This is a genomic window from Plantibacter sp. CFBP 13570 (assembly GCF_014841395.1).
In the GTDB taxonomy this organism is placed as follows: domain Bacteria; phylum Actinomycetota; class Actinomycetes; order Actinomycetales; family Microbacteriaceae; genus Plantibacter; species Plantibacter auratus.
In genome coordinates this window covers 1-17223 of sequence record NZ_JACYTW010000068.1, presented here as the reverse complement: position 1 = coordinate 17223, position 17223 = coordinate 1, and the positions used below count along the sequence as shown (strand labels likewise).

At 71.3% G+C, this 17223-nt stretch carries 15 protein-coding genes and 1 tRNA gene; 9 read left to right on the top strand and 7 right to left on the bottom strand.

The genetic code is table 11. The features are described 5' to 3' along the window. The coding region (locus IFT89_RS17160) for a helicase HerA-like domain-containing protein (RefSeq protein WP_244650795.1) at positions 1-1950 on the top strand (1950 nt) is incomplete at its 5' end. A 226-nt stretch (positions 1951-2176) separates the two neighbouring features. Here IFT89_RS17160 and IFT89_RS17155 read toward each other — a convergent pair. After that, complete coding sequence (locus IFT89_RS17155; protein ID WP_202939565.1) at positions 2177-3052, bottom strand: aminoglycoside phosphotransferase family protein; 876 nt, start codon at positions 3050-3052, stop codon at positions 2177-2179. Positions 3053-3416: 364 nt separating this feature from the next. Here IFT89_RS17155 and IFT89_RS17150 point away from each other — a divergent pair, with 364 nt between their 5' ends. After that, a complete protein-coding gene (locus IFT89_RS17150; RefSeq protein ID WP_202939564.1) occupies positions 3417-4019 on the top strand; it encodes a GNAT family N-acetyltransferase in 603 nt (200 codons plus the stop codon). A 102-nt stretch (positions 4020-4121) separates the two neighbouring features. Here IFT89_RS17150 and IFT89_RS17145 read toward each other — a convergent pair whose 3' ends face one another. Continuing rightward, positions 4122-4631 (bottom strand): hypothetical protein, encoded by a 510-nt coding sequence (locus IFT89_RS17145; RefSeq protein ID WP_202939563.1) that lies wholly within the window; start codon positions 4629-4631, stop codon positions 4122-4124. A 203-nt stretch (positions 4632-4834) separates the two neighbouring features. Here IFT89_RS17145 and IFT89_RS17140 point away from each other — a divergent pair, with 203 nt between their 5' ends. From IFT89_RS17140 to IFT89_RS17120, 5 genes are all read left to right on the top strand, one after another. Beyond that, complete coding sequence (locus IFT89_RS17140) at positions 4835-5503, top strand: GntR family transcriptional regulator (protein WP_202939562.1); 669 nt, start codon at positions 4835-4837, stop codon at positions 5501-5503. Positions 5504-5582: 79 nt separating this feature from the next. Beyond that, positions 5583-6593, top strand: a complete 1011-nt coding sequence (locus IFT89_RS17135; protein WP_079706802.1) for a 1-aminocyclopropane-1-carboxylate deaminase — start codon at positions 5583-5585, stop codon at positions 6591-6593. A gap of 328 nt (positions 6594-6921) precedes the next feature. After that, complete coding sequence (locus IFT89_RS17130) at positions 6922-7944, top strand: acyl-CoA dehydrogenase (protein ID WP_244650791.1); 1023 nt, start codon at positions 6922-6924, stop codon at positions 7942-7944. Beyond that, on the top strand, positions 7944-9356 hold the full coding sequence (locus tag IFT89_RS17125; RefSeq protein WP_202939561.1) for a bifunctional PIG-L family deacetylase/class I SAM-dependent methyltransferase: 1413 nt from the start codon (positions 7944-7946) through the stop codon (positions 9354-9356). The genes IFT89_RS17130 and IFT89_RS17125 overlap by 1 nt, the downstream gene beginning before the upstream one ends. 23 nt (positions 9357-9379) lie before the next feature. Beyond that, a complete protein-coding gene (locus tag IFT89_RS17120; protein ID WP_307783536.1) occupies positions 9380-10084 on the top strand; it encodes a glycosyltransferase in 705 nt (234 codons plus the stop codon). Here the strand turns inward: IFT89_RS17120 and IFT89_RS17115 are convergent. Then, a complete protein-coding gene (locus IFT89_RS17115; RefSeq protein ID WP_202939559.1) occupies positions 10069-10833 on the bottom strand; it encodes a DeoR/GlpR family DNA-binding transcription regulator in 765 nt (254 codons plus the stop codon). The two genes, IFT89_RS17120 and IFT89_RS17115, sit on opposite strands and share 16 nt — an antisense overlap. Positions 10834-10889: 56 nt before the next feature. Here IFT89_RS17115 and IFT89_RS17110 point away from each other — a divergent pair, with 56 nt between their 5' ends. Both IFT89_RS17110 and IFT89_RS17105 read left to right on the top strand, forming a co-directional pair. Further along, on the top strand, positions 10890-11249 hold the full coding sequence (locus IFT89_RS17110; protein WP_202939558.1) for a DUF4406 domain-containing protein: 360 nt from the start codon (positions 10890-10892) through the stop codon (positions 11247-11249). 46 nt (positions 11250-11295) lie between these two features. Beyond that, positions 11296-11796: a GNAT family N-acetyltransferase gene (locus IFT89_RS17105; protein WP_202939557.1), complete on the top strand. Its 501-nt coding sequence runs from the start codon at positions 11296-11298 to the stop codon at positions 11794-11796. Positions 11797-12005: 209 nt separating this feature from the next. Here IFT89_RS17105 and IFT89_RS17100 read toward each other — a convergent pair whose 3' ends face one another. The 4 genes from IFT89_RS17100 to IFT89_RS17085 all read right to left on the bottom strand — a co-directional run. After that, positions 12006-13520: an MATE family efflux transporter gene (locus IFT89_RS17100; RefSeq protein WP_202939556.1), complete on the bottom strand. Its 1515-nt coding sequence runs from the start codon at positions 13518-13520 to the stop codon at positions 12006-12008. Positions 13521-13752: 232 nt separating this feature from the next. Continuing rightward, a complete protein-coding gene (locus tag IFT89_RS17095) occupies positions 13753-14196 on the bottom strand; it encodes a MarR family winged helix-turn-helix transcriptional regulator (protein WP_202939555.1) in 444 nt (147 codons plus the stop codon). 300 nt (positions 14197-14496) lie between these two features. Next, positions 14497-14584: transfer RNA gene (locus IFT89_RS17090), tRNA-Ser, on the bottom strand. Positions 14585-14727: 143 nt separating this feature from the next. Beyond that, a partial coding sequence (locus tag IFT89_RS17085; RefSeq protein WP_213014318.1) for a transglutaminase family protein occupies positions 14728-17223 on the bottom strand: 2496 nt, incomplete at its 5' end.

Here is a 17223-nt window from a genome sequence, read left to right as displayed (position 1 = left end):
GCCGCAGCCAAAGTGAAGGCGGCCGAGGCGGCAGCGGCGCTCGCCGGGGCCGGGATCACGGCGTCGGGCGGGGCCACCGGAGCGGCGTCACCGGTCGAGTCTGGGGACCCCGGTTCCGCGAGTGATGCGCCGGCCGCCGAGGCCCCATCCGACGTCCTAGCCGGCGTCCCAACCGACGAAGCGGTCGGTACCGACACCAGCACCGCCGGCACTGGCACTGCCGACACCAGCAGCACGGCCCCGAGCAGCAGCAGCGGCGACGGCGCCAGCAGCACCGACGACCTCAACGCCGACACCATCGGCCCGGGCCCGCTCGGCCTCGACGACGTGCTGAAGATCCGCGACGGCTACCTCGTGCACGGCCCGGCGCTCGAGATGGGTGCCCTGGTCAACGGGGAACCGGTGCCGGGGGTGCAGGTCCGCATCCCGCTCAGCGTCATGAACCGGCACGGGCTCGTCGCCGGCGCCACCGGAACCGGGAAGACCCGCACGCTCCAGGGCCTCGTCGAGCAGCTCTCGGCCGCCGGCGTCCCCGTGTTCGCCGCGGACATCAAGGGCGACCTCTCGGGCATCGCGACCCCGGGGGAGTCGAACGAGAAGCTCCTCGACCGCACCCGCGGGATCGGCCAGGACTGGACGCCGGCCGCCACCCCGACGGAGTACTTCGCGCTCGGCGGCGTCGGCAAGGGCGTCCCGATCCGCGCCACCATCGCGGCCTTCGGCCCGCTGCTGTTGAGCAAGGTCCTCGGCCTCAACGCAACGCAGGAGTCCAGCCTCGGTCTCGTCTTCCACTACGCCGACAAGGCGGGCCTGCCGCTCCTCGACCTGAGCGACCTGCGCGCGGTCCTCACCTACCTCGCGAGCGACGACGGCAAGGGCGAGCTGCAGGAGCTCGGCGGGCTGTCGGGCGCCACCGTCGGGGTGATCCTGCGGGAGCTCATCACCTTCGCCGACCAGGGCGCCGACGTCTTCTTCGGCGAACCCGAGATCGACACCGCCGACTTCATCCGCCTCGACCCGAGCGGCAAAGGCATCGTCAGCCTGCTCGAGGTGCCGGGCGTCCAGAACCAGCCGGCCCTCTACTCGACGTTCCTCATGTGGTTGCTCGCCGACCTCTTCAACACCCTCCCCGAGGTGGGCGACCCCGAGAAGCCGAAGCTCGTGTTCTTCTTCGACGAGGCGCACCTGCTGTTCCGCGACGCGTCGAAGGACTTCCTCGCGCAGATCACGCAGACGGTCCGGCTCATCCGGTCGAAGGGTGTCGGCATCTTCTTCGTCACGCAGACACCGAAGGACGTCCCGGGCGAGGTGCTCGCGCAGCTCGGTTCGCGCGTGCAGCACGCCCTCCGTGCGTTCACCCCGGACGACGCGAAGGCACTCAAGGCGACCGTGTCGACCTACCCGACCTCCGGCTACGAGCTCGGCGAGGTCCTCACCTCGCTCGGCACCGGTGAGGCGGTCGTCACCGTGATGAACGAGAAAGGGGCACCGTCGCCGGTCGCGTGGACGAGACTGCGGGCGCCGCAGGGACTCATGTCGCCCAGTGCCGACACCGCGATCGACGCGGCGATCGCGGCCTCACCGTTGCTCGTGCGGTACGGGACGCCGGTCGACCGAGAGTCGGCGAGGGAGATCCTGACGGCGAAGCTCGAGGAGGCGAACCAGGCCGCGCTCGCCGCCGAGGCCGAACTCGAGCGGCAGCGCATCGCGGCGGAACTCGCGAAGCAGCAGGCCGCCGCCGACAAGGCGCAGGCCGCGGCGCAGAAGAAGGCCGACGCCGAGTACGAACGGTTGCTCCGGAAGACCGCCGGCACGACCCGCCGAACGTCGACGCGGTCGTCGTCGACGTCGTCGAAGAGTCCGCTCGAAGAGATCCTCGGGTCGAAGGCGACGCGGTCGATCCTCACCGGCGTCGTCGAGGGCATCTTCGGGACGCGTCGCCGCCGCTGAGCTGCTGCTCCGCGGTGTTCCGGTCCCCTGAGCGGGTCCCGGTCCCTGAGCTTGTCGAAGGGTGGCGCCCGCACCTCGACAAGCTCGATGACCGGGGTGGAGTGGCTTGGCGACCGGGGTGGAGTGACCTGTTGCCGGTGGGAGGCGCGCGTGCGGGTCCGCGGAGCTGTGCCGCTCCGTTCCGCGAGCGGTTTCCCGGTCCCTGAGCTTGTCGAAGGGCGCGAACCTAGCGGAGGCCGTCTTCGGCGAGGCGACCGAGCTCGACGGTGGCGCGGGCGTCGTCGAGCAGCCCGTCCTGCAGCGACCACACGGCGGACAGCGCGGAGCGCGCGACCACCCACTCGAGGAGGACGGTTCGCGACAGGCCCAGTGATCGACTCACCAGCCCCACCCGCTCGGTGAACAGCCGCGGATTCCGCGCCGTCGCTGGATCGGGGTTGCTGAACATCGCGGTGGCGTCGAAGGCGCGGTGGCCGACGATGCCCTTGGGGTCGATCGCCCGCCAGTCACCGGGTGCGAACTCGAGCACGTTCATGTGGTGGAGGTCGCCGTGGAGCACGACGACGTCCGCAGGCGTCGTGGTGTCGAGCAGTCGATCGGCGAGCTCCCGCCCACACTCGAGGAACGCGGCGCTCGCCGGATCGCCGAGGAGGGTGCCGAGGGCTGAGGCGTCGTCGGCGAGCAGCTCGTGGAACCACCGGCGGAGCGTGGGGAGTTCGGCGATGACACCGTCGGCATCGGTCGGCGCCGGGGCGGGGATGGCCGTGTGCAGGGTGTCGAGCACGGAGCACAGGAGCGCGACGGCTCCGAGGTCGTCACCTGCTCGGGTCAGCGAGGAGAGATCACGGCCGCCCGTCGCGCGTTCCAGGACGATCGCGTGGTCATCGCCCGCGAACACCGCTGCACACCCGCCGCCGTCCCACGCCGCGAGCAGCTGACCGCCGAGCGCCTCCTCGTGGACGAGCGGCACCTTGAGCATCGCCGGTCGTCCGTGGTGCGTCACGGGAAGTAGCCGGCTCGACGGCGTCACGATGAGCTCGCCGTCGGGCACGAGCCGCCACTGCTCGACGGCCGCGTCGATGCCTCCTGGTCGCCATGTCACGGGACTCAGCCTAGGCACCCCGGTCGGACCGGTGCCTGGGTCGCGCCTCGATCGGACCCGTGATCGCGCCTCGATCGCGCCCTCGGTCGGTCCCTGATTCGCCCCCTCGGTCGGACCCTGGGCCGCACCTCGATCCTTGAGTCGCGCCTCGGTCGGTCCCTGAGCTTGTCGAAGGGCACACGGGCGAACACCGCCCTTCGACAAGCTCAGGGACCGGAGGGTGGTGGAAGGGCAGACGAAGGAACGCCGCCCTTCGACAGGCTCAGGGACCGGGGAGGGCGGGGCTCAGGGACCGGGAGGGTGGGCTTCAGGGACCGGCGAGGATGGGGCTCAGGGATCGGGGAACGCCGGTTAGGCTGGCGCGGTGACCGACATCCGCGCGTACCGACCGTCCGACCGCGCCGCCGTGGCGGCGATCTGCACCCGAACGGGCGACTCGGGGGCGGACGCGACCGGGCAGTTCAGCACGGACGACCTCCTGCCCGACATCTATGCCTTGCCCTACGTCGAGCACGAGCCCGAGTTGGCGCTGCTCGTCGACGCCGGTGCCGGCCCGATCGGCTACATCCTGGGCACCGCGGACACGACCGCCTTCGACCGCTGGTTCATCGAGCACTGGTGGCCGACCGTCGAGGCGAAGTACACGGCGGCCGCGGCCTCCGGAGCCGCTTCGGAGGGCGAACGCGGCATCGTCCAATCCGCGACCGACCGTGGCGGTCTGGACCCGGAGCTCCTCGCGCAGTACCCGGCGCATCTGCACATCGACCTGCTGCCGGAGACGCAGGGGATGGGTGTCGGCAGACGGCTCATCGACGCGTTCTGTGAGCTCCTCGCGGAGCGCGGCGTCCCGGGCGTGCACCTCGGCGTCGGCGTCGCGAACACCGGGGCGCAGCAGTTCTACCAGCGGACGGGTTTCACCCGGGTCGACGGCGACCCCGGGGCCCACTGGTACGCGAAGGCGCTCTGACCCGAGCTGCATCCCACCCGAGCCGGATCCCGCGTGGTGCGACGACGCCCTCGCGCTCCGTCGCGGTAGCCGGGGCAGGCCGACTCGGCGAGAGCAGTTCGGCTAGAGCAGTTCGGCGCGCGCCCAGCGCAGACGCTCGAGCGGGGTGAGCAGGTCGGGGTGGTCCTCGCGGAGGTCGTCGAGCGAGACCGGCTGGCGAGGTCGCTCCACCGGGCCGTCGTAGGCGGCGACGACGGCCGCGATGCTGTCCGTGCTCCACCGGTTGCTGCGCATGCGGAGGAGTGGGCGGTTCTCGGCGTCGCAGACGAAGAACTGCGAGCTCGCATGCAGACCTCGACCCCGGAACTCGAAGAGCAGACTGCGGCCGATCGCCTCCCGAGGAACGAACCGCTGCCGCCCGACGATGGGCTGCTCGACGAACCCGTCATGCCGCACGACGATGCGTTGGCGACGGGACAGGACAGCGACGCCGAGCAGCACGACCATGCCGATGACACCGAGCGTGATGACCCACGTGCGTTCGACACTCGGGCTCGGGCCGACGAGCCAGAGCGAGACGCCCCAGACCGGGAGGACGACGATGGCGGCGCTCAGGACGGCGCTCCAGAGCACGCGAGGATGCGGTCTGACCGTCACCGGTTCATCACCCCGTTGCACCACGCACTCACCCCCGCCGACCATCGTGGCCTGCTTTCAGTGGGCGGACAATCCGCCATCTGGGGGACAAGTAGGACGAATGCCCCACTCTGCGACGCGGTCCGCCCGGCTGCCCCGGCATACTTGACATTTCGCTTCTGCGATGTGCAATATATTGCATGCCCGCTCCCGCTCAAGCCAACCCGCATCGCCGGGCGCTCCTCCGCGACGACGTCTACCAGTCGCTCCGCAACGCGATCGTCGACGGCACCTTCACCCCGGGCGAGAAGCTCGTCGACACCGAACTCGAACGCTGGCTCGGCGTGAGTCGCACGCCCATCCGTGAGGCCGTCCTGCGCCTCGCCCGGAGCGGGCTCGTCATTGCGAAACCCGGACGGTCGACCGTCGTCGCCCCGCTCGACAGCCGGGCGACGTTGCAGGCACAGGCGGTCGCCGCCGCCATGCACGAACTCGCCGTCCGTGAGGCGGTGCCGCACCTGAGTGCGGCCGACCTCGACCGCATGCGCGCGGCGAACCGTGACTTCGCAGCCGCGCTCCAACGCGATGACGCCGACGCCGCGCTCGCAGCGGACGACGCCTTCCATGCCGTGGCCGTGGACGTCGCCGGGAACCCGTTCATCCGTGATGCGCTCGAGGCGGTCACTCCGCTGCTGCGCCGGATCGAACGGCTGCGGTTCTCCTCGGTCGCCGCACGCGGGTCGATCGCGCAGCACGACGCCGTCATCGAGCGCTGTGCGGAGGGGGACGCGGATGCGGCGGCCGCGCTCGTCCGAGGCAACTGGACGACCCTCGCCGACCTCGTCCTCGCCCACCTCGACGAGGACTGACCAGCTCGCGCCACCCGACCCGTTTCCCCGCACCGATCGCCACCACTCAGCCGCACCACCGAGACCCAGGAGCCACCACATGTCCCTCAGCGACTTCTCCCGATACCCGCTCACCTTCGGGCCGAGTCCCGTCCATGAACTCAACCGCCTCACCGCCCACCTCGGTGGCGCGACGATCTGGGCCAAGCGCGAGGACGTCAACAGCGGTCTCGCCTACGGCGGCAACAAGACCCGCAAGCTGGAGTACCTCATCCCCGACGCGATCGCGCAGGGTGCCGACACGCTCGTGTCGATCGGCGGCTACCAGTCCAACCACACGCGTCAGGTCGCGGCGGTCGCGGCGAAGCTCGGGATGCAGGCCGTCCTCGTGCAGGAGAACTGGGTGGACTGGCCCGACTCCGTGAACGACCGGGTCGGCAACATCATGCTGTCGCGGATCATGGGCGCCGAGGTCCGTCTCGACCCAGCGGGCTTCGGCATCGGCTTCAAGTCGAGCTGGGAGCGCGCCCTCGACGACGTGCGCGAACGCGGCGGCACCCCGTACGCGATCCCGGCCGGCGCGTCGGACCACCGGCTCGGTGGTCTGGGGTTCGCAAACTGGGCCGCGGAGGTCGAGCAGCAGGAGCGTGAACTCGGGGTGTTCTTCGACACGATCGTCGTCTGCAGCGTCACCGGGTCCACCCACGCCGGCATGATCGCCGGGTTCGCCGGGCAGGACCGACCGCGCCGGGTGATCGGCATCGACGCGTCGGCGAAGATCCAGGAGACCCGCGACCAGGTCGCACGCATCGCCCGCAACACGGCGGAGCTCATCGGCCTCGAACGCGAGCTCCGCGACGACGAGATCACGGTGTTGGAGGGGTGGGCCGGCGACCTCTACGGGATCCCGGTCGAGTCGACGATGGAGGCGATCCGCCTGACCGGTCGGCTCGAGGGTGTCATCATCGACCCGGTCTACGAGGGGAAGTCGATGGCAGGGCTCATCGACCTCGTGACGAGTGGTGACATCCCGGCGTCCAGCAACGTCCTCTACGCGCACCTCGGTGGGCAGCCGGCGATCAACGCCTACAGCGCCCTCTTCCGCGACTGAGCCGCTGCCCGGCGCCTCGCCCGAGCGGGGTGCCGGCGCGGTGCGCTGGGCTGAGTTGCCGAAACCTGGCGTCAGCGCGGTGCGCTGACGCGAACCCGAGGGAACCGGCGTGAGCGCGGGTCAGGCGACCGAGCGCGCCCCTCTGGAGACCCGCGCCCACGTCCATGACCCGCGCTCGCGTCAGCGCACCGCGCTGACGCACTACCAGGGTCGATGGTCGCGGTCCAGGGGCGGGCGGCGGCGCGTGGCGGTGCGAGACTTGGACCTCCACGACGCGAGGAGGTCGCATGCGCGCACCGATGGAACCCCGACACCAGACGCGGATCGCATGATCCGTCTGCAGTCGACCGCCTGGCCCACCAGCGGCACCTCCCTCGACCTCGGCGCCCTGCACGACGCGGCGACCGGATCGTTGGCGAGCATCGAGTCGCGCCTGGCCTTCACGTCCACGGCCGTGCGACTCGTCGGTCCGCTCGAGCAGCACACCGCGGGGCGCGTCTTCGCGGGACTCGCCGCGATCGCCGCGGTCGACGTCACGCTCGCACGCGTCGTCGAACCGCACCTCGACGCGCTCGCCATCCTGCATCAGGCCGACCTCGAACCGCCTGCCGTCTCCACCTGGGGTGTGTTCGCGGCCGAGGCACCGGGGCTGCGTCTCGACGCGACCCTGGTCGACGATGCCTGGCAGCTGACGGGCACCAAGCCGTGGTGCTCCCTCGCGTCCCACCTGAGCGACGCGCTCGTCACCGCCCACACCGCGCCGGGGGAGCGGCGGTTGTTCGCCGTCGCACTCACCGATCCCGGGGTCACGACCGACGACAGCGCGTGGCTCGCCCGCGGACTGCCGCTCGTCCCGAGTGGCCCGGTCGGCTTCGACGGCGTCCCGGCGTCCCCGGTCGGCGACGACGGGTGGTATCTGCGACGCCCCGGCTTCTCCTGGGGCGGGATCGGCGTCGCCGCCTGCTGGTGGGGCGGCGCGGTCACGCTCGTCGACCGCTTGCTCGCCGCGGCACGCACCCGACCCGACGCCGATCTCCTCCTCCGCACGCTCGGCGCCGCGGCCATCGACCTCTCGATCGCCGAGCAGGCGATCGCCGATGCGGCACAGGCCATCGAGCACGGTCACGCCGACGACGTGGCCGGTCCGCGCCTCGCCCAGCGTGTGCGGTCGACGGTCCGCGGCCGGGTCGACGCCATCCGCGCCGGGGTGCTCGGAGCGCTCGGCCCCGGCCCACTCACCTCCGAGCCCGCCTACCTCGCGCGGATGTCCGACCTCGAGCTCTACGTCCAGCAGGACCACGGTGACCGCGACCTCGCGCGCTACGGCCGCATGCTGGTGGAGGCCGACTGATGCCCGCGTTCGACCACCGCGACCCCGGCACGTCGGCAGCCGCCTGGGCGACCCGCTTGCACGAGCTCGACCTGCCGGTCTGGGACGGCTGGCGGCACGCCACCGGCGTCGTCGTCCTGTCGCCGCACCCCGACGACGAGTCGCTCGGAGCCGGCGGGCTGATCGCGGCAGCTGCAGCCGCGGGGATCCCGGTCGAGGTCCTCCTCGTGACCCTCGGCGAGGGATCGCACCCCGACTCACCGACCACCACGCCCGAGGAACTCGCCCCGCGCCGGGAGGCCGAGTTCATCGATGCCGTCGGTCGTCTCCACCCGACGGTCGGGTACGACGTCCTGCACATCCCGGACGGTGGCCTCGACGCCGAACGCGCGGGCATCGCGGGGCGACTGCGTGCAGCCGTCGCCACCGCAGGATCGCGACCGCTCATCGTCGCCCCCTGGCGCGGCGACGGGCACCGCGACCACCGGATCGCGGGCGAACTCGCCACGGCCCTCGCGACCGAGCTCGACCTCGCGCTCGTGGAGTTCCCCATCTGGCTCTGGCACTGGGCCGACACCGACGACGCGACCCTGCCATGGGTCGAGGCGCGGATCGTCCCGCTCGACGCGGCGGCGCACGGGGCGAAGATCGCCGCGATGGACGCCTACCCCTCGCAGACGGAGCCCCTCTCGGACGCACCGGGCGACGAGGCGATCGTCGACCACCACCACCTGCAGCACTACGCGCGGCGGTTCGAGGTGCTGTTCCCGAACGGGCGTGCGCTGGACCTCGCGCCGGGATCCGACACGGATGCAGGTGCGGCGGCGGACTCCGATACCACCTCGCGGTCGAAGGAGTCGTTCGAGGACCACTACCGCGACCACCCCGACGGCTGGGACTTCGGGTCCTGGTACGAGGAGCGCAAACGTCGGGTCCTCCTCGCCGCTCTGCCGCGCCAGCGCTACGGTTCGGTGCTCGAACTCGGCTGCGCGACGGGTGTGCTCACCGAGCGGCTCGCGGACCGCAGCGACGACGTGCTCGGGGTCGACATCGCCGAGGCGCCCCTCGAGATCGCCCGTCGACGGGTGCCCGCTGCCCGGTTCGAACGGGGCACGCTTCCGGACGACTGGCCGAGCGGCTCCTTCGACCTCGTGGTGATGTCGGAGGTCGGCTACTACCTGTCGGCGACCGACTTCGACCGGGTCATCGATCAGATTCTCGGCTCGCTCGCCCCCGGCGGGAGCCTCGTCGCGTGTCACTGGCGGCACCCCGATGACCACTCCACGACCTCGGCCGAGTTCGTCCATCGCCGGTTGCTCGAACGCTGGCCCGGCCGTCGGTCGATCCAGCACGTCGAGGACGACTTCCTGCTCGACGTCCTCGTGCCCGCCGATGAGGCGAGCGTCGCCGCAGTGGACGGTCTGACGGGCTGATGCTGCGACGGATCGATGCCGTCGTGCCCGTTCACGACGAGGAGGAGCTGATCGGGGCATGCCTCGACGCGCTCCTCGTCGCGCGTGCGGCCGTGCTGCGTCGTCGTCCCGAGCTACAGGTGGGGATCGTCGTGGTGCTCGACGACTGTCGCGATGACACGGCGCGGATCGTCCGTGAGCGGTTGGCGGGATTCGATCCTGACGAGATGGTCACCGTCGTCATCGACAAGCGCAGTGTCGGCGCTGGTCGGCGGGCCGGTGTCGCGGCCACTGTGGGATCAGGTGCTGCGGGATCAGGCGCTGCCGACGTCTCAGAACGGTGGATCGCCAACACCGACGCCGACTCGCGCGTTCCGGAGGAATGGTTCTCCGTGCATGCCGATGCCTTCGACGACGGTGTCGACGTCCTCCTGGGGACCGTCCGTCCCGACTTCACGGACTTCTCCGAGGACGATATCGAGCGCTGGATGGAGACCCATCCGCCCGGACATCTGCCGGGTAACGTGCACGGGGCCAATCTGGGTGTCCGGGCCGATCGGCTCGACGACCTCGGCGGCTTCCGTGAGCTGGCCGAGCATGAGGACGTCGATCTCGTCGAGCGCGCCCGGGCGGCGGGTCTCCGGGTCGTACCGACGCTCGATGCGCCCGTCGAGACCTCGGGTCGGCGACGTGGCCGGACCCCGGGTGGCTACGCCGCGTTCCTCGCCGAGACCTACCCGCGATCCTGACGATCCCGCGCGTCTGAACCTCCGGTCCGCGTCGACGGATCAGGTCCGTCCGCCTGCGGGTCGACGATGACCTCGGTGACCTCGCCGAGGTCGAGCACCGGGAACCGGGAGACGGCCCCGACCTTCTCCTCGCTCGCGAGGACGTAGACGTCGGTGCTGCGCTCGGCGAGGGCGCGCTTCGTCGCGGCGTCGTCGAGCTCGCCCGTGGTGAGGCCGTGTTCGGGATGGAAGCCCGTGACGCCGAGGAAGCAGGCGTCGGCGCTCAGGTGGCGGATGGCTTCTGCGGCGAGGGCGCCGCCCGCGACCATCGAGTGACGTCCGAGTTCGCCGCCGATCATGATGACGCGTGCCGGCGAGTGCTCCGCCACGGCGAGTGCGACCGCCGGGCTCGGGGTGATGACGGTGAGGGTCGGGTCGTCCGGGAGGAGTCGCGCGAGCGCGAGCGCGGTGGTGCCGGCGTCGATGATGATGGTGCTGCCCGGACGGATCCGCTCGGCGGCGATGCGGGCGACGCGCTCCTTGCTCTCCGCCCCGAGGGACAGTCGATCCCGGAACGGGCGATCGGCCGCGGCGACCGGGAGTGCGCCGCCGTAGACGCGGACGCAGAGACCGGCATCGGCCAGCTCGCGGAGGTCTCGTCGGATCGAGTCCTCCGAGAGCCCGAGCGCAGCGGCGGCGTCCTTCGCGACGATCCGGCCGTCGCGGTCGAGGAGGTCGAGCAGGTGTGATCGTCGTTGTGCGCTCAACATGCGTGCTCCTTCATGGTGTTGCACGATCGTGCACGGTTAACGCTACAGTGCTGGACATGACAACGCCACTCCTCATCCTCATCGCCGGCCCCTACCGTTCCGGGACCGGCGGTGATCCCGACGCCATCGCCCGCAACCTGGAACGACTCGAAGCCGCAGCAGCGCCCATCTACGCGCTCGGTCACGTCCCGATGATCGGGGAGTGGATTGCGCTGCCGGTCCTGCGTGGGATCGACGCCGCGTCGGGCGACGGCGATGTGATGTACGAGACGGCGAGGCGGTTGCTCCAACACTGCGACGCCGTGCTCCGGTTGCCGGGGGAGTCGTCCGGTGCCGACACCGACGTCGCGATCGCCCGTGAGCGCGGGATCCCCGTGTACACCGACCTCTCGGAGATCCCGGCCATCGAGCGCTGAGGTCGCTTGCCCGCGGAGCCCCCGTGCTCCGGCTAGGCTGACGCGCGTGCTCGACGACCTCAGGATCCGCCGCTACCGCGACACCGATGCGCGGGCGACCAGGTCGATCTTCGAACGCGCGGTGCGGGTGACCGCTGCCGCCCACTACACGGCCGAGCAGCTCGCCGCATGGGTGCCGGACGACCCGGCAGGCGCCGTGCTGGACGACTGGGCCGCCCGACGTGCCGCGGTGACGACGTGGGTGGCGGAGCTCGACGACTCGGCGGTCGGATTCACCGACCTGGACATCGAGACCGGCTACCTCGACATGCTGTTCGTCGACCCGGGCGCGGGACGACGCGGCGTCGGATCCGCGCTCATCCGTCAGGTGCTCGACGAGGCGCGGGCGGTGGGGCTCCGGGAGGTGACCGTGCAGGCGAGTCGGACGGCGCAGCCGGTGTTCGAGCGCCACGGCTTCGTCGTGGTCCGCGAGCAGCGGGTCGAGCGTCGTGGGGTGCTCATCGAGAACGCGGTGATGCGGATACCCCTGGACGCCCCGGCGGGGTGATGTTCCCGGGATGTCCCGCGCGCCCGGCGGGGTGTCGCCAGCGCGGTGCGCCGACCCGAGCGCGGTGGTGCGGGCGCCGGCGCGGTGCGTCGACGTGAGATCGCTGCAATCGGCGTGAGCGCGGGTCGTGGCGGTGCGCGCGGCCCTCTGGAGACCCGCGCTCACGCGTGTGACCCGCGCTCACGTCAGCGCACCGCGCTGGCAGTCCGTCAGGCGTCGGCGAGTTGCGCGTCGGCACGCTCCGGGGAACCGGCTGCGAGCCCACGGTCGATGGCGGTTCGCGAGCCGAGCCAGAGCAGGACCCCGACCAGGAAGACGATGACCTCCGTCACGGTGAGCGACCAGACGATGCCACCGAGTCCGAACCACAGGTTGCCGAGGAGGACGATCGGGACGAACAGCACGCCCTGGGTGACGGCCATGACCGCTGCTGGGAGCGCTCGCCCGGTCGCTTGGAAGAGGGAGGTGATGAGTCCGGTGAATCCGTTGGCGATCATCGCGGTGAGCTGGGCGACGAGGATCGTGACGCCGAGTCCGAGGACGGCGGGGTCGGCGATGAACGCGGAGACGATCGGCTCACGCAGGACGAAGACGACGCCGGCGAAGAGGACCGAGATCCCACCGACCGTGAGTGCCGAGGCACGGAGAGCGGACCGGAGGCGCGCGCCGTCGCCCTTGCCGAACGCGTAGGCGAGGAGGGGGAGCACGCCGAAGGTGACGCCCATGACCAGGAACTCAGGCACTTGGGCGATCCGGACCGCGACGCCCATGGCGGCGAGCGGGGCGTCTCCGTATGCTGCGGCCAGCGTGTTCAACACGAGCGCGGTGACGATGAGGAACCCCGACTGCAGGAGCGTGCTCACGCCGACACCGAGGACCGGCTTGAGGATGGATTGCGACAGCGTGAACCAGCGCGGTGCCAGACTGACGTGCTCGCTGTTGCGCTGCAACCACGCCACGAAGTAGACGAGGACGCCGAGGTTCGCCAGGCCCATCGCGAGCGCCGCACCGGCGACGCCCCAGCCGAACCCGAGGATGAAGACGAGATCGAGGACGAGGTTCGCCACGGCCGACGCGATGAGGGCGATCATCACCTGACGGGCGGCACCCTCGGCCCGCACGAGCTGTTCCAGACAGAACGCGGTCGCCATGACGGGGACGAACGCGAGCATGACACCGATGAACGCCGAGGTCGCCGGTGCGGTGACCGCGTCCGCCCCGAGCAGTGACACGAGTGGGCCGAGGAACACGAGGCCGATCCCACCCAGGACGGCGCCCGTCAGGAACGCGCCCCAGACGGAGAAGGAAGCGGCCCGTTTGATGTCCCCGGCCTGTGCCGGGTCGTGTTCCGAGGCGCCGAGGAGTCTGGAGATGAGCGCGCCGCCGCCGACGCCGAACAGGTCGCCGATGGCCATGATCAGTCCGAGGATCGGGGCTCCGAGCGTGATCGCGGCGAGCAGGGTGGTGTCGTGCAGTGAGCCGACGACGCCCGCGTTGATGAGGTTGTAGACGGCGCTGACGACGAGGGCCGCTGCCATCGGGACGCACAGGTGGATCAGCGCCCGGATGATCGGGGCGGTCGCGAGGTACCAGCGGTTGCTGCCGATCGTGTCCGCGGCGGTCGGGGGTGCGGTGTCGGTCGATGGCGCGGTGGCTGTCGATGGTGCGGTGCCGCTGGGGACGGGCGTTCCGGTTGTGGGATCGATGTGGTCTTCGGGGTGCATGGCAGGCTCCGTTTCGGGCAGGTTCCGGGCGCGACGATGAGCGCCGGCGCGGCGAAGGTTCGGTGATGAGGGGCGTCCGGCGCGGGCTGGGCGGACGGGCTCAGCAGGCGTCCGGGCGCGACGGACAGCGCCGTCGTGGCGTTCGCGGTCGCCATCGTGTTCGGCGGTCGGTGGAGGACGCGGCGAGGGGGCTCGGCGCGTGGTCAGTGAGCTCGGGTTCCCCGAGCGGTGATCAGCGGGTCGGCTGTGGCAGGTGCGCCGTGAGCTTCGTGAGCAGAGCGTGCAGGGTGTCGCGTTCGCTCCGGTCCAACGGGGTGAGGATGACGTCGTCGGCCTCGGCCATCGCGGTCTCGAACCCGGCGATGAGGTCGGTACCGAGCGGGGTGGCGTAGACGCGCTTGGTGCGTGCGTTCCCCTCCTCCGTGCGGCGTTCGACGAGGTCTCGACGTTCGAGTCCCTGCAGGAGGCTCGAGACGCTGGCGGCGCTCGTCCGGCTCACCTCGGCGATGTCGCGTTGGCTCGATCCTGGATGCCGGACGAGGTGGCCGAGGACGAAGGCCTGTTCGTGACTGAGTTCGCGGGCTCGTATCCAGTCCTCGCCGGCCTTGCGCTGTGCCCACCCGATCCAGCGGACCAGTTCGAGTGTGCTGCTGAGGGTGGGTGTCTCGTCGTCCATGGTTAGAACGCTAATGCTTTGACTTCTAACTGTCAACCCTCGAATGATCGACTCGCTCAGCGCGGTGCGCTGACGTGAGATGTGCGGACTCGGTGCCAGCGCGGTGCGCTGGCGCGAAACCGACGAGTTCGGCGTGGGCGCGGGTCGTAGCCCTGAGCGCGCCCCTCCGGAGACCCGCGCTCACGCGTGTGACCCGCGCTCACGTCAGCGCACCGCGCTGGCAACCCGAGAGCACCGCCGCCGGGGTGCTCCGGAAACGCAGAACGCCCCTCGCGGTGGGCGAAGGGCGTTCTGTCAAGCTGGCGGAGAATGGGGGATTCGAACCCCCGAGGGCGTTAACCCAACACGCTTTCCAAGCGTGCGCCATAGGCCACTAGGCGAATTCTCCATGGCTGTTTGTGAAAAACGGCCAGATAGCAGCATACCTGGTTCCCGGACCGCCGCGCGCCACCCGGCCGCGGTGACGCACTCCGAGCCAGGCCGAGCCGCGTCGCCAGCGGTCGGAGACACCGGCACGGAGCGCCACTCGCGTCAGCTCGCGGCAGGAGGCCGCCAGTCCACCCGTTGGTCGCGGCGCAGCACGAGCGACCGGGGGAGGACTGCCGCGAGGACGCGTTCGAGCGGCTGACTCGCCGACCGCAGGGCCGCCTTCGCCTCAGCCAACGCCGCGTCGACCGAACCGGCGCTCGCCGCACCACCAGCGCTCGGCGCATAGCTCTCCCGCTCGACCGCCGACACGAGCCGGTCGACGGCCGGTGACTCGATCCGGAACTGCCCGCGCAGCCTCGACGCGAACCCGCGTGGTGACTCCGCCGACGTCACGGGGAAGCCGAGGTCGCGGGCGGTGTCGAGGAACTCCGCCCAGGCCCAGCCGGCCGAGGTCCCCTCGGTCAGCGCACGCCGACGCCCGGCCGCACGCCGGAGTCCCCGGGCGATCGACGGGGTGGCGAGCAGCATCAGCGCGCCGAGCAGGATCGCGAGCGGGACGAGGGCGGCGGTGAAGGCCCCGCCGGACTGGGTCGAGGTCGGTCCGCCGAGCGCGTCCGCGGTGGGGGTGGGCGTCGACGCCGCGGTCGGAGCCGGACGGCTGTCGGGACTCACCGATCCGCTGCCGGGCGTCGCCGTGCTCGCGTCGCTGAACTGCGTCACGACCCCACGGCTGGCCGTCGGCTCGAAGGGTACCCAGCCCACACCCTCGAAGTACAGCTCCGGCCAGGCGTGCAACTGGTCCGAGGTGACGATGTAGGTGTCGCGGTTCGCCGGGGTGTTGTCGATCGTCGTGCCCGGCAGGTACCCGATGGCGATGCGCGCGGGGATGCCGAGGACGCGCGACATCACGGCCATCGCGGACGAGAAGTGGATGCAGTAGCCGGCCTTGCGCTCCAGGAACGTCGCGATGACCTCGGCTCCGCTGCCGTCGAAGCCCTCCTCGACGGGTGCCGACTCCGAGTACTCGAAGGTGCTGCGGAAGTAGCGCTGCAGGGCGATCGCGCGGTCGTAGTCGGTGGAGGCGGTCGCCGTGACGTCCGCAGCGGTGTCACGGATGATCTGCGGCAGGTCGTCGGGCAGCTCGAGGTACGGGGCGGCTGACGCCGGGTCGGCGACCGGCGGGACGTCGCGCATCTGCTGTGCGGTCGGCAGGATCGCGGTGCTCGTCGCCGTGTACGTCTGCCCGCGGGTGGATCCACGCTCCGCCATCGCCGTCAGCCCGGCGGCCTCGAACCGCCAGTCGCCGCGGAGCCCGTCGACCTTCTGCGTCGGGTACGGCAGCGGGAGCCACGGGCTCGACAGCGAGTCCACCGTGACCGTCGTCTCGAAGGTCTCCACCGGGATCGCCTCGCTGAGCCCGGCCGGCGCGGGGAAGGCGTCGAGCGTGTTGCCGTCGTTGTAGCCCGAATTGTCCGGTCCCCAGACCGTACCCGTGAAGTCGCTGAGGTCGGTGACCTTGAGGTAGGGGGCGTCGTCGGCGGTGGTCGTGTACTCGAGCGCGGTCGTGTTCGCGGGGCGCCGCAGACTCTGGCCGAGCGAGATGAGCGGGTTGATGCCGTTCACGAACGGACCGCTGCCACGGGCGCCGGCGGTCACGTCCCGGACGGCGAGGTCGGGCAGCACGGCCGGTGTGAGGAGGGCGACGACCACGGCCACGGCACTGACCAGGACGGCCGGGCCGAGGCCTCCGAAGCGACCGGCACCGGTCATCGCCGACGGGCCGGCGCCGCGTCCATCGCCGGCGGCCCGAGCCGAGGCGAGGGCTCGCAGCAACTCGCGGCGCCGGACGTCCTCACGGAGCAGCCAGAGGAAGGAGAGTGCGACGAACGCGAACACCCACGGATCGAGGGGGAACGACACGGCGACGGTCGGCCCGGCGTACACGGCGAAGACCAGGACGGCCGCGAGCACCGGTGCGTGGCGGCCGAGCACGAGCCAGGCGACCGCCAGCGCGACGAGGCCGCCGCCGGCGGCCATGACGAAGACCACGCCGGCGTCGGTGTCGAGCGGGGCCGAGCCGTCGTGGAAGGTCTGGAACCCGGCGTCACGCAACCGTTCGAAGGCGCCGAGCGTCGTCGGGGTCGGGACGATGCCGATGATCGCCGTCTCACTGGCGAAGAACAGCGTGATCGTCAGCAGCCATGCGATGCCGGCGCCGAGCCACACGAACACCGCCGGCAGTCTCGTGCGCCGGAGGAGGATCGCCGTGGCGAGGACGATCGCGATGACGAGGTTCGTGACGAACCACCAGTCGAGCGCGTCGAGCACCCGACCGAATCCGAGGCCACCCGTCGCGAGGAGGAGGAAGGCGGCGAGGCCCAGACGCAGGTCGCCGACGTTCGCGGTGTCGCGTGGGTCGTCCCGGCGCCCGCCGGCGCTTCCCGACCACGACCCGCCGCTGGTTCCGCCACGGGACGGGCGTCGGGGGTTCGACGAGCCGGCACCAGGACGGACGCCCGAGGGCACCCCTCCGCGAGACGGCACACGGCCACGGGCGGCGGCCGCCGCGCGGCGTTCCTCAGCGACGGACATACGCAC